This is a genomic window from Amycolatopsis endophytica (assembly GCF_013410405.1).
GTDB classification, from domain to species: domain Bacteria; phylum Actinomycetota; class Actinomycetes; order Mycobacteriales; family Pseudonocardiaceae; genus Amycolatopsis_E; species Amycolatopsis_E endophytica.
In genome coordinates this window covers 4,432,447-4,445,012 of record NZ_JACCFK010000001.1, presented here as the reverse complement: position 1 = coordinate 4,445,012, position 12,566 = coordinate 4,432,447, and the positions used below count along the sequence as shown (strand labels likewise).

Sequence of the window (12,566 nt, the reverse complement as noted above, 5' to 3'; positions counted from 1 at the left end):
TGGCTCCGGGATCACCGCCCAGCCCGGTGGGTTTCAAGCAGCTCGCTGACGCTTGCCAAAGATCACGGCTCCAGCGGCCTGGGCGCCGTGGCCGCTTCCAACTCCAGGGGCTCGCTGCGACGAGTGCGCCAGGACTCGATCGCCGATCGGGCCACGATCGTCGCCGCGTAGGGCAGCAGGTCCCGGCCGCGTCGCCACAGCCACGGGATGCCCTTGACGACCAGCCAGCCGACGTGATCGATCGGGCGCGGCGCGACCCCGCCCGAGCACACCAGGCTCACCGGCGCGGGCACCGCGATCCCCGCTTCGGCGACCAGCTCCGTCACCCCCCGCGCGAGCAGGCGGTGGCCCAGCTCGGAGGGGTGCAGCCGGTCCACGCTCCACGCCGTCAGGTCGTACGCGCCGGGCAGCGCGCCCAGGTCGAGGCAGGCGACGCCGTGACGACGGGCCACCACGTCGATGATCTCGTTCAGCTCGCCGATCCGCGCGGTCAGCGCCCGGCGCAGCGGCCCGGGCAGGCGGAACACGCGGCTGTGGTCGTGAAAGCGCATCGTCACGACCGTCGAGCCGGCGGCCCGCAGGCCGGTCACCACGTGCTCCAGGTCGCGGGCCATGCCTGCGGCGTCGAAATCGGAGCGCAGCGTGTCGTTCATGCCGACGATCACGACCGCGACGTCGGGACGGTGGTGCAGGGCGGCCGGCAACTGGTCGGTGCGCACGCAGCGCATCCGGGCCCCGGTGAAGGCCGTGTTCAGGTAGCCGGACGGGTCGATGCCCAGCGCTTCGGCGACGAACGGGCCGACGCCACGCCAGGAACCGCCGGGCACGGGGTCACCGAGTCCGACGGCGGTCGAGTCGCCGAGCACGGCCAGGCGGGCGGCACGGCGGGGAAGCGGATCGGGGGTCTGGGTGAATTCTTCACGCACCGCGGTCACATCTGAAGACCATCAGGCACCGACCCGCCCACCACGTGAGCGCCGGGTAACACGTCCCGGACGGCTCAGCGAACGTCTGGATTTCAGCGGAACGCCGGGTACAGCGGCTGCTCCAGACCGGGTCCGAACCGGGCGTTCAGCGCCGACGCCACCTCGCGGGCGTGCGCGGCGACCTCGTCCTTCCCGCCGCGCTCGGCGTAGGTGCCCAGGTCCTTCCAGAAGCTCACCAGCGCCGCGACCCGGCCCGGCGACACGTCCGCGGCCACCCCGCCCAGATCGGCCCACGTGGTCACCCACACCAGCAGCATCTGCTGGTCGAGCAGGTGGGCGGTGAGCAGGTCGTTGTCGCCCAGTGCCGGCCACACGCCGGACACCTCGGCCTTCCACGCCGCGATCATCGCCTCGCTCATGCCCGTCGGCAGCGCCCGCGCGTCGTCGCAGGCCGCGAACGGCACCCGCAGGTGGGCGGCGTCGACCAGCGCGTTGCGCACCACGCCGCGTTCGAAGTCGAGGAACTGCACGCCGCCGCTGGTCACCAGGTTGTTGTCCGGGCTCAGGTCGACCGGGCTGAACGCGCGGTAGGCCGAGGCGGCGGAGGACTCACACACGTACTCGGCGTAGGCACGCACATCGTCCGGGGTGGTGACGCCGAGGGTCTCGGCCAGCAGCGCGGGCAGACGCGCGCACGCGACCGCCGGCGTGGTGTCGTCGTCCGGCACGAACCCGCCGAGGCGCCGCAGCAGCGCCTCGAAGTCGGCTTCGCGGCCCGCGGTGGTCGCGTGCAGCCGCCCGAGCGAGCGCGCCCACGACAGCAGCGCCCGTTCGGCCAGGCGCGCGTCCTGGCCGCGGAGCTTGTCCCACAGGGTGGGCGCGCGGCCGAGATCATCGATCACCAGCACCCGCAGCGACCCGTCGTGGGCGAGCAGTTCGGGGCACATGCGGTCCTCGGCGGGCAGGGCGGTGAACAGCTGGTAGCTGACCGCTTCCTGGGCGAACGGGTCGGCCGCCCCGCGTGGCGGCGCCTCCGGGTAGTGCTTGATCACGAGCGTGCGGGGCAGCCCGAACGGGGACGCGGCGATGCGGGCCCGCACCACCGTCGCCGGTCCGCTGCCGGGCAGCGCCTCCGGGTCCACCAGCCCGATGGCGCTCCCGAAACGCCGGGTCAGCACGGTTTCGGCGGCCCGGACCGCGGCGTCGACGGCTTCGGTCCCACTGACCGGAAGTGCCGTGACGGCCGGGTCGTGTTCGTCCTCAGTGCCTGGGGAAGTGTCCACCGTCATCGCCTTCGACCCTACTAGCGGGCGAACGTCGCTCACCACAACGATTTTTCCACTTCCGGCAGCGGCCGCACGCTGATCTGAGTCCGTTTCCGGCGCCGCACCAGCAGAACCACCGCCGCGGCCGCAACGATCCCGACCAGGTTGACGGCGAGCTGCCCGAACGACGACGCCGCCTTCGCCCACTCCCCCACGACGGCCGCGACCACCGCGTACCCGGCCGCGGGCACGGTCGTGACGGAGATGAACACCCCCACCAGCGCCGCCGACTTCGCCGACGTCATGGACAACATCCCGGCGGCACCGGCGAGCAGCGCGACGATCAGCGAGTACCAGCCCACGTCGTAGACGAAGTCCACCTCGTGCGCGTCGCGGAAGCTGTTCACGTCGAGGATCCCGACGGCCCAGGTCAGCAACGTCATCCCGGCCGTCACCAGCATCGCGGCCGGGAACCCGATCGCCAGCGCGGTGGCGGCGCGGCGGACGAGGTCCCAGCGGCGCAGCACCAGGCCGACGGCGATCGCGGCGAGCGGCCCGAACTCCGGCCCGACCACCATCGCGCCGACGATCGTGACCGGCGAGTCCGTCACGATCCCGACCGAGGCCAGCAGGCAGGCGATCGTCAGGAACGTCAGGAACGTGGCGTTGAGCCGGGACTCCTCGCCGGTCCGGTTCAGCAGCTCCTGCCAGACGACCGCGTCCGCGCCCTCGCCCGGCGCGGTCTCCTCGGCCCGGTCCGCCGAATCGGACAGCGCGGTGTCGAGCGCTTCGAGCGTGATCGCCCCGCTGTGGTCGAGGCCCAGCTCACACAGCGCTTCGAGCACGTCGTCGGCGGACTCGCGCGCCACGTCCGCCTCGATGAGGTCACCGGCCGGGGACACCGCCGCGCCCCGGTGCACGATCAGGTGCGCCGTGCCCGGATCGTCCCGCAGCACCTCCAGGGCCCGCTCGGTGTCCGAGACGGGGCTGATCACCCGCAGGTGCAGCACCGGTCAGCCCTTCGGGGCGGGCGGCTTCGCGTCGACGCCGGCCTCGCGGCGCTGCTGCGCGGTGATCGGCGCGGGCGCCGCGGTCAGCGGGTCGTAGCCGCCACCGGTCTTGGGGAACGCGATGACGTCCCGCAGCGATTCGGCGCGGGCCAGCAGCATCACGATGCGGTCCCAGCCGAACGCGATCCCGCCGTGCGGCGGCGCGCCGAAGGAGAACGCGTCGAGCAGGAAGCCGAACTTCTCCTGCGCCTCGGCCTCCGACAGGCCCATCACCTCGAAAACACGCTTCTGCACGTCGGCGCGGTGGATACGGATCGAACCGCCGCCGATCTCGTTGCCGTTGCAGACGAGGTCGTAGGCGTAGGCCAGCGCGTTGCCCGGGTCGGTCTCGAACTTGTCGATCCACTCCGGGGTGGGCGAGGTGAACGCGTGGTGCACCGCGGTCCACTTGCCGGAACCGACGGCGACGTCGTCGGTCTCGTCGGCGGCCTCGAACAGGGGCGCGTCGACCACCCACACGAAGGACCACTCGTCCTCGTCGATCAACCCGAGCCGGTGACCGATCTCGACGCGGGCGGCCCCGAGCAGGGCACGCGCCTCCCGCGGCTTGTTCGCCGCGAAGAACACGCAGTCGCCGGGCTTGGCGCCGACCGCCTCGGCCAGTCCCTCGCGCTCGGACTCGGAGATGTTCTTGGCGACCGGGCCGGACAGGGTGCCGTCCTCGCCGATCAGCACGTAGGCCAGGCCCTTCGCGCCCCGCTGCTTGGCCCACTCCTGCCACGCGTCGAGCTGGCGGCGCGGCTGGTCGCCACCGCCGGGCATGACGACGGCGCCGACGTAGGGTGCCTGGAACACGCGGAACGGGGTGTCGGCGAAGTACTCGGTGAGCTCGGTGAGCTCCAGGCCGAAGCGCAGGTCCGGCTTGTCGGTGCCGTACTTCGCCATCGCGTCGGCGTAGGTCATGCGGGTGATCGGGCGCGGGATGTCGTGGCCGATCAGCTTCCACAGCGCGGCGACGACGGCCTCGCCGACCGCGATCACGTCGTCCTGGTCGACGAAGCTCATCTCGATGTCGAGCTGGGTGAACTCCGGCTGCCGGTCGGCGCGGAAGTCCTCGTCCCGGTAGCAGCGCGCGATCTGGTAGTACCGCTCCAGGCCGCCGACCATGAGCAGCTGCTTGAACAGCTGCGGCGACTGCGGCAGCGCGTACCAGGAACCCGGGCGCAAGCGGGCGGGCACCAGGAAGTCGCGGGCACCCTCGGGCGTGGAGCGCGTCATCGTCGGGGTCTCGACCTCGACGAAGTTCTGTGCGTGCAGCACCTCCCGCGCGGCGCGGCTGACCTCGCTGCGCAGGCGGATCGCCTGGGCCGGGCCGCTGCGGCGCAGGTCCAGGTAGCGGTACTTGAGCCGGACCTCCTCGCCGACGTCCACCCGGTCGTCGATCGGGAAGGGCAGCACGGCGGCCTCGGACAGTACCTCCAGCTCGGTGGCCAGTACCTCGATCGCGCCGGTCGGGATCTCGGCGTTCTCGTTGCCCGCGGGCCGCTGCGACACCTCGCCGGTGACCTTGACGCAGAACTCGGAACGCAGCTGGTGGGCGCGCTCGGCCATCTCGCCCTCGCGGAACACGACCTGGGCGACCCCGCTGGCGTCCCGCAGATCGATGAAGATCACCCCGCCGTGATCGCGCCGCCGGGCGACCCACCCGGTGAGCGTGACGATCTGGCCGGCGTGCTCGGCACGCAGGGTGCCGGCGTCGTGGGTGCGAAGCACTGCGGTTGTTCTCCTTGCGAGGCGTTCAGCTCGTGGCGTCAGCAGGGGTTTCACTGCCGGTGTTGAGGCTAACGAACGCGACCGGGAGCTGGTCCACCAGGCTTTCCTTACAGCAGGGTCAGCTGCTCGCCCTGCGGCGGGCGCTCCGGCTGGCGCTGCACCGGCAGCCGGTGGGCAGGCTCGTCCTGGGAGCGGTTCAGGCCGTGCCGTCGCAGCAAGGGCGCGACCCGTGCGGCGAGGGCGCGCCGGTAGGCCGGCATCGCGTAGCTGCCGCGGCCGTAGATCTCGCGGTAGCGCTCCGTCAGGTCCGGGTGGTGCGTGCCGAGCCACCGGGCGAACCATTCGCGCGCGCCGGGCCGCAGGTGCAGCGGCAGGACCGTGGCGCGGGTGGCGCCCGCGGCGGCGATCTCGGCGAACAGCGGGTCCAGCGCCTCCTCGGTGTCGGTCAGCCCTGGCAGGACCGGCGCGACCATCACCCCGCACGGCAGTCCGGCGTCGGTGATGCGGCGGACCAGGTCCAGCCGGGCGCGCGGGCTCGGGGTGCCGGGTTCGAGGCTGCGTTGCAGCTCCCGGTCGAGCAGCGCGATCGACACCGCCATCCCGACGTCGACGTCCTCGCTCACCGACGTGAGCAGCGGCAGGTCGCGGGTGAGGACCGTGCCCTTGGTGAGGATGGAGAACGGTGTCCCCGAACCGGCCAGCGCGCGAATGATCCCGGGCATCAGCCGGTAGCGCCCCTCGGCCCGCTGGTAAGGGTCGGTGTTGGTGCCCATCGCCACGTGTTCGCGCGTCCAGCCCGGCTTGCGCAGCTGGGCGGCCAGCACCTCGGGCGCGTTGACCTTCACCACGACCTGCGTGTCGAAGTCCCGGCCGGAGTCGAAGTCGAGGTAGGTGTGCGTGTTGCGGGCGAAGCAGTTGTGGCTGACCACGCCATCGGCCAGGAAGTCACCGGTTCCGGTGGTGATGTCGAACAGCGGCAGCTCGACGCCCAGCTCCTCGACCGCGACGACCGCCAGCTCCGGGCCGGGTTCGATCGGCTCGCCCTCGATCTTCCGCTTCCGGGTGAGCGCCGGGTCGACGGTGTGCAGGAACCGCAGCCCCGACGCCAGGCCACCGCACAGCCGGATCTCGCCGGGCCCCGTCACGAAAGGGAAGCCCAGGCCCGTCAGCGCGCGAGCCGCGGCCTCCATGATTTCCGGGTCGCGGTCGGCGATGCGCACCTCGCCCTGGTCGAAGGTGCCCGCGTTGTCGAACACCCCGGCCAGGAAACCCTGCTGCCACGGCCGGGTTCCGCTCGGCTCCTCGCCCCGGACCCGGCCCGCGAGGTAGCCCTGGCGGTAGGTCGGCGAATCGACCGGCGCGGTCGCGTACCGGCCGGTGCCCAGGAGGGTGTCGCCAGGCGAGAGGTCCCTGACGTGTTTCCAGCCCCGCCCGGTCAGGAACCGGTGATCGCCGCTGCCGACGAGGGCCGTGCCGTCCCGCAGCGTGACGCGGTGCGCCGGTTTGACGGTGGACCAGTGCGCCAGGACCGTCGTCGGCACGTAGCGGCGACGGCCGTCGCGCTCCTCGGTGCCGTAGATCTCGTCGCCGGCGCGCAGCTCGGCGAGCGGCCTCGTGCGCCCGTCCGCCATCAGGATCGGCGTGTCTCCGGCGAGGCAGTACGTGCAGGCGTGGCTGCAACCGCGGTAGGGGTTCACGGTCCAGCCGAACGGGACCAGCGACTGGCCGGGGACCTTGTTCAGCACCGACCGCGCGTGGACCTCGTGGAACGTGACACCCTGGAACTCCGGTGACGTGACCGACCGGACCAGCCCCGGCAGCGGCAGCTGCGGCTCACGGCCGGCGCGTTGATTTTCCCACCTCACACCTCAAGTCGAACATGCGTTCGATTCGCCTGTCAACATCCGCGACCGAACGCCTTGACAGGCAACTGTGTGGTTGCCTAACCTTAAACAGGCAACCATACAGTTGCCTGTTGGGGGTCCGATGGACGAGGTGTTCCGGGCGCTGGCCGATCCCACCCGCCGCGCCCTGCTCGATGCGCTGAACCGGCGCAACGGGCAGACGTTGCGGGAACTGTCGGCCGGGCTGGACCTGACCCGGCAGGCGGTGACCAAGCACCTGAACGTCCTCGAAGCGGCCCGGTTGGTCGCGACGACGCGTCGCGGCCGGGAGAAGCTGCACTTCCTGAACGCCGCGGCGATCACGGAGATCGCCGACCGCTGGATCTCCCCCTACTACCGCGACAAGGCCCGCACGCTCGCCGATCTGAAACGCACCCTGGAGGAGGATCCCGTGGGACAGACCGAGTTCGTCTACGTCACCTACATCGAAACCACGCCCGAGAAGCTGTTCCGGGCCCTGACCGAGCCCGAGTTCACCCGGCGCTACTGGGGCGCCGAGTTGAGGTCGGACTGGACGGTGGGCTCCCCCGTGCTGTGGCGCGAGGGCGACGGCGAGTTCCGCGACCTCGACCAGCAGGTGCTGGAGTACTCGCCGCACACGAAGCTCGCCTACACCTGGCACAACTACCAGCCGGAGCACCAGGAACTGTTCGGCTGGAGCGACGCGCGGTTCGCGGAACTGGTGCGGGAGAAGCGGTCCAAGGTCAGCTTCACCCTGGAGGAGGCCGGGAAGTCCGTGAAACTGACCGTGGTGCACGACGACTTCGAACCCGATGCCGAGATGCTCAAGGCCGTGAGCGGTGGCTGGCCCGCGATCCTGTCCGGCTTGAAGACACTGCTGGAGACCGGCGACGTCCTGGTGACGGAGGACGCGTAGCCGGCGCCGTGGCCGCTGGCGCGCCCCGGCACTTGCCCCTTCCCGAACGGTCCTGGAACGGCAAACACGCTGCCCCCGACGGCAAACACGGCGCCCGGAGCGGCAAACACGGCAACGCAAACCTCGAGAAACCCGCGTAACGGCCACCCCGAAACCGCACTGCTTCCACTCAGTGAAAGACCCACTGGCGGCATCCGCACAACCCCGGAGGATGGCGGGAAACCCGCGCACGAGCCATCAACCAGGAGTGACAGTGAGCTTCCTCGACGACGAGAAGTGGACCGGCCGTGTCTTCACCGGCAGCTGGGAGCGCGCGGCGGGCGGCGACGCCGCGGTGGTCGAGCCGGCCACCGGGGACGAGCTCGGCCGCGTCGGCATCGCCTCGTCCCAGGACCTGGCCGCCTCCGCCGCGAAGGCCGCCGAGGCGCAACGGGCGTGGGCCGCGACCTCGTACCAGGAACGCGCCGCCGTCCTGCGCCGCGCCGGTGACCTGTGGCAGCAGCACGCCGCCGAGCTGAAGGACTGGATCATCCGCGAGTCCGGCAGCATCCCGGGCAAGGCCGATTTCGAACTGCACGTCGCCGCGCAGGAGTGCTACGAGGCCGCCGGCCTGCCCTCGCACCCGACGGGCGAGGTGCTGCCGAGCGAGGCGCCGCGGCTGAGCATGGCGCGCCGTGTCCCGGCCGGCGTCGTGGGCGTCATCGCGCCGTTCAACGCGCCGCTGATCCTGTCGATCCGTTCGGTCGCCCCGGCGCTGGCCCTGGGCAACGCCGTGGTGCTCAAGCCGGACCCGCGCACCGCGGTCTGCGGCGGCGTCGCGCTGGCGCGGGTCTTCGAGGAGGCCGGGCTGCCCGCCGGTGTGCTGCACGTGCTGCCCGGCGGTGCGGACGTCGGCGCCGCGCTGGTCGAGGACGAGCACGTCCGCGTCATCTCGTTCACCGGTTCGACCGCGGCGGGCCGGGCGGTCGGCGAATCGGCCGGGCGTCACCTCAAGCGCGCGCACCTGGAGCTGGGCGGCAACTCGGCGCTGGTCGTGCTCGACGACGCCGACCTGGAGCAGGCGATGAGCGCGGCCGCGTGGGGCTCGTTCTTCCACCAGGGCCAGATCTGCATGACCACCGGACGCCACCTGGTGCACGCCTCGCTCTACGACGAGTACATCGACCGCCTGGCCGACAAGGCCAGTCACCTGCCGGTCGGCAACCCGCACACCGACCAGGTCGCGCTCGGCCCGGTCATCGACGCGGGCCAGCGCGACAAGATCCACGGACTGGTGACGTCCAGTGTGGACGCCGGGGCGAAGGTCGCCGCGGGCGGCACCTACGAGAACCTCTTCTACCGGGCCACCGTGCTCGCCGGCGCGGGACCGTCGGTGCCCGCCTACGACCAGGAGGTGTTCGGACCGGTCGCCCCGGTCGCGAAGTTCTCCACAATGGACGAAGCGGCGAAGCTGGCCTCGCAGAGCGAGTACGGCCTGTCGCTGGGGATCATCACCGCCGACGTCGCGAAGGGCCTCGCGCTGGCCGAGAAGATCCCGACCGGCATCGCGCACATCAACGACCAGACGGTCAACGACGAGGCGCTGGCCCCGTTCGGCGGCGTCTCCGACTCGGGCACCGGTTCCCGCTTCGGCGGTCCGGCGGCCAACATCGAGGCGTTCACCGAGACCCGCTGGGTGACGATGCGCGGGGACGTCGCGGGCTACCCGTTCTGACCGGACGCCTCAGCCGACGATCCCGTCGACGAAGCACCAGCGCCAGTTCTCGCCCGGCTCGTAGCTGCGGATCACCGGGTGCCGGGTGTCGTGGAAGTGCTGGGTCGCGTGCTTGCGCGGTGAGGAGTCACAGCAGCCGACGTGCCCGCACTCCAGGCACAGCCGCAGGTGCACCCACGACGTGCCCTCGCGCAGGCAGTCGACGCAGCCCTCGGCGTCGCCGGACGGCGCGCCCGCCGTCTCCAGGTGCTCGCACGTGCCCGCGGTGGCCTCGGGGGTGTCCAGCTCGCGTTCCATGCCCGGCTCCTCGTCGGGTCGCTCCAGCAGCGACTCCTCGATGTCCAGCCCGTCGAGGACCCGGCGGAGCACCTCGTCGTCGGCCGTGCCCTGGTCCCGCGCCGTGAGCAGCACCTGCCGCTCGGCCTCCAGCATTTCGGCGCGCAGCCGACGGTACGCGTCGCTCGGGGTCTCCTCCAGCGCACTGCCCCGGCCGAGGTTCTCCCACGCCGAGTCCGAGCGGTAGGACTGCTTGTCCCGCAACCGGTCGATGACCTCCGGTGGGTCCCCCGGCCCGCGGAGCTCCTCCAGTTTCGCCAGGCCCGCGGACGTCATGTCGTGCAGCAGCGCCGCCTCCTGCAGCGCGTCCTCGGCCGGGTTGGGCGGCGGCAGCCGGAGCCTGCGCACCAGGCCGGGCAGTGTCATCCCGTGCAGCAGCAGCGTGCCGGCCACGACGACGAACGCCGCCAGCACCAGCACGCCGCGCTGCGGGGTGTCGTCGGGGAGCACGAACGCGGCCGCGAGCGTGACCACGCCCCGCATCCCGGCCCACGAGATGACCGTGAAGTAGGACCACGGTGTCCGGACGCCGGGCCGCAGCCGGCTGACGAACCCGTACCCGAACACCCACAGCACGCGCGTCAGGATGGTCGCGGCCAGCACCCCGGCGCAGATCAGCGCGAGCGACCAGGCCGACAGCCCCGCGTCGCCGACCTCCTCGACGATGCGCCGCACCTGCAGCCCGATCAGCAGGAAGACCACGTTCTCCAGCAGGAACTGGATGGTGCGCCAGTTCAGCCTGCTGGCCAGCCGGGACGGGCCGGACAGCATGCGCGGCATCTGGTGGCCGACGATCACCCCGGCCACGACGACCGCCAGCACCCCGGAACCGTGGATCGCCTCGGCGGGCAGGTAGGCCACGAACGGGATGACGAACGACCACGCGGTGTCGGCCACCGGATCGGTCAGACGGCGGCGCAGCAGGTTCGCGGCCCACCCGACCAGCAGGCCGACGACCGCTCCCCCGCCCGCGGCGAGCAGGAAGTCGCCGCCGACCTCCCCCAGGCTGACCGCACCGGCGATCGCGGCGATGGCGGTGCGCAGGCCGACCAGTGCGGCGGCGTCGTTGAGCAGGCTCTCGCCCTCCAGGATGCGCACGATCCGGCGGGGCATGCCGACGCGGCGGGCGACGGCGGTGGCCGCGACCGCGTCCGGTGGCGCGACGACCGCGCCCAGCGCGAACCCTGCCGCCAGCGGGATCCCCGGCACGATGAGCCAGACGACCCAGCCCACGACGAGCGTGGTGAACACGACCAGCCCGACCGACAGCGCCGCGATCGGCACCCGGTTGGCGCGGAAGTCGAACAGCGGCGTGCGGATCGCGGTCGCGTACAGCAGCGGCGGCAGCAGCCCGACCAGGACGACCTCGGGTTCCAGGTGGTAGTCGGGCACGCCGGGGACGAACGACGCGGCGACACCGACCAGGACCAGGCACAGTGGTGGCGACCAGTTCAGCCGCTGCGCGATACCGGTGACGATCAGGACCGCCACGATCAGCGCGGTCAGTTCGACGGCGAACCCCATCAGGACCGCGTGGACAGCGTCTCGCCCGCCAGTGGCGCGGCGAGTTCGTAGAGCCGGGTGGTGGCGCGCCAGAAGTGGCTGCGGCCCACGACGCGGCGGCGGGCGTATCCGCGGCTCTCCAGCGTGTAGACGATGGAGGCGCAGGTGGCGAGCGGGATCTCGGTGGTGCGGGCCAGAGCCGTGAGCGTGAGGCCCTCACCGGCGTCGACGAGGGTCTCCAGCACGGTGAGCGCGCGGTCGACCGAGGGGGAAGCCGGTCTGTCCGACGCCATGGGCGGGGCCTCTCGGGAATGATCGTCTCGGGCTCCGATGATAGTCGGCGGCCTCACCGGCCGTGAAGGCCGCCTCCGGCTCGCTGCACCCGCTGGCGGCCTTCCCGCTACCGCAGGTGCGCCCAGGCGTCCGGCTCGGCGGCGAGGAACTCCGCGAACGTCCACGGCCGTCGGCCGGTGACGTGCTCGACGGTGTGGCTGGTGACCGCCACCTCGCCCGTCGCGATCGCCGCGTACGAGCCGACCCATCCGTCGATCTCCCACTCCTGCGCGCCCGCCCGCGAGGCGCGCGCCTCCTCCGGCGTTTCGGCGTGGTAGGTGATCTTCCGCCCGCTGACCTCGCTCAGCAGCGCCGCCGTCTCGTCCAGGTCGATCGCCTCCGGGCCGGTGACGTCGTAGACCTGGTTCGCGTGCCCGTCGTCGAGCAGGCATTCGACCGCCAGGCGCGCCACGTCCTGCCGCGCCACCCAGGCGAGCCGCCCGTCGGCGGAGGGGCCGCGCAGCACCCCGTCGGGTCCGACGAAGTGCGGCGCGACGTCCGCGTAGAGGGTGTTGCGCAGCGCGGTGAGCCGCAGCCCGGATTCGCGGATGAGCCGTTCGGTCTCGGCGTGCTCGCGGGCGAAGGTGAACGTCGCCAGTGGCGCGGCCCCGAGGAAGGACGTGTAGACGATCCGGTCGACCCCGGCCTCCGCGGCGGCCCGCACGGCGCTGCGGTGCAGGTCCATCCGCTCGGGTCCTTCGTGCCCGGACACCAGGAACAGCGTCGAGACGCCGGACAGCGCCCCGGCGAACCCGGGGTCCTCGTAGCTCGTGGCGACGATCTCCGCGCCCTCGACCTCCGGCGCCCGCGCGGGGTCGCGCACGCACAACCGCTGCGCGACACCCCGCTCGGCGAGCAGCGCGGCGACCCGCGACCCCAGCTGACCAGTGGCTCCCGTGACGGCGATCGTGCCCATCGTCCTCCT

At 72.2% G+C, this 12,566-nt stretch carries 10 protein-coding genes; 2 read left to right on the top strand and 8 right to left on the bottom strand.

Features of this window, described 5'->3' with window-relative positions:
* Window positions 1-62: 62 nt before the first annotated feature.
* From HNR02_RS21915 to HNR02_RS21895, 5 genes are all read right to left on the bottom strand, one after another.
* Entirely contained in the window at window positions 63-926 is an 864-nt protein-coding gene (locus HNR02_RS21915) for an SGNH/GDSL hydrolase family protein (RefSeq protein ID WP_376772904.1), read from the bottom strand.
* Between the two features lie 92 nt (window positions 927-1,018).
* Complete coding sequence (locus HNR02_RS21910; protein WP_179775003.1) at window positions 1,019-2,215, bottom strand: phosphotransferase; 1,197 nt, start codon at window positions 2,213-2,215, stop codon at window positions 1,019-1,021.
* A gap of 32 nt (window positions 2,216-2,247) precedes the next feature.
* A complete protein-coding gene (locus HNR02_RS21905) occupies window positions 2,248-3,201 on the bottom strand; it encodes a DUF389 domain-containing protein (RefSeq protein ID WP_179775002.1) in 954 nt (317 codons plus the stop codon).
* Between the two features lie 3 nt (window positions 3,202-3,204).
* A complete protein-coding gene (aspS, locus tag HNR02_RS21900; protein ID WP_179775001.1) occupies window positions 3,205-4,974 on the bottom strand; it encodes an aspartate--tRNA ligase in 1,770 nt (589 codons plus the stop codon).
* Window positions 4,975-5,081: 107 nt separating this feature from the next.
* A complete protein-coding gene (locus HNR02_RS21895; RefSeq protein WP_179775000.1) occupies window positions 5,082-6,839 on the bottom strand; it encodes an intein-containing Rv2578c family radical SAM protein in 1,758 nt (585 codons plus the stop codon).
* 121 nt (window positions 6,840-6,960) lie between these two features.
* Between HNR02_RS21895 and HNR02_RS21890 the strand changes: the two genes are divergently transcribed.
* Together HNR02_RS21890 and HNR02_RS21885 are read left to right on the top strand one after the other, a co-directional pair.
* Entirely contained in the window at window positions 6,961-7,755 is a 795-nt protein-coding gene (locus tag HNR02_RS21890) for an ArsR/SmtB family transcription factor (protein ID WP_179774999.1), read from the top strand.
* Window positions 7,756-8,008: 253 nt separating this feature from the next.
* Complete coding sequence (locus tag HNR02_RS21885; protein ID WP_179774998.1) at window positions 8,009-9,469, top strand: benzaldehyde dehydrogenase; 1,461 nt, start codon at window positions 8,009-8,011, stop codon at window positions 9,467-9,469.
* Between the two features lie 9 nt (window positions 9,470-9,478).
* On the opposite strand, the gene HNR02_RS21880 is transcribed toward HNR02_RS21885, so the two are convergent.
* The 3 genes from HNR02_RS21880 to HNR02_RS21870 form a co-directional block, all read right to left on the bottom strand.
* Window positions 9,479-11,329, bottom strand: coding sequence for a Na+/H+ antiporter (locus HNR02_RS21880; RefSeq protein ID WP_179774997.1), 1,851 nt, complete (start codon window positions 11,327-11,329; stop codon window positions 9,479-9,481).
* The gene (locus HNR02_RS21875) at window positions 11,329-11,601 is read right to left on the bottom strand and encodes a helix-turn-helix domain-containing protein (RefSeq protein WP_179774996.1); all 273 of its coding nucleotides are present in this window, start codon (window positions 11,599-11,601) and stop codon (window positions 11,329-11,331) included. The genes HNR02_RS21880 and HNR02_RS21875 overlap by 1 nt, the downstream gene beginning before the upstream one ends.
* Before the next feature lie 107 nt (window positions 11,602-11,708).
* Window positions 11,709-12,557, bottom strand: coding sequence for an SDR family oxidoreductase (locus HNR02_RS21870; protein WP_179774995.1), 849 nt, complete (start codon window positions 12,555-12,557; stop codon window positions 11,709-11,711).
* Between the last annotated feature and the right edge of the window lie 9 nt (window positions 12,558-12,566).

Bases quoted from the DNA above. Each gene is read 5' to 3' on its own strand.
- HNR02_RS21875 (WP_179774996.1), bottom strand. From the start codon at position 11,601: ATGGCGTCGGACAGACCGGCTTCCCCCTCGGTCGACCGCGCGCTCACC.
- HNR02_RS21870 (WP_179774995.1), bottom strand. From the start codon at position 12,557: ATGGGCACGATCGCCGTCACGGGAGCCACTGGTCAGCTGGGGTCGCGG.
- HNR02_RS21890 (WP_179774999.1), top strand. From the start codon at position 6,961: ATGGACGAGGTGTTCCGGGCGCTGGCCGATCCCACCCGCCGCGCCCTG.
- HNR02_RS21880 (WP_179774997.1), bottom strand. From the start codon at position 11,329: ATGGGGTTCGCCGTCGAACTGACCGCGCTGATCGTGGCGGTCCTGATC.
- HNR02_RS21910 (WP_179775003.1), bottom strand. From the start codon at position 2,215: ATGACGGTGGACACTTCCCCAGGCACTGAGGACGAACACGACCCGGCC.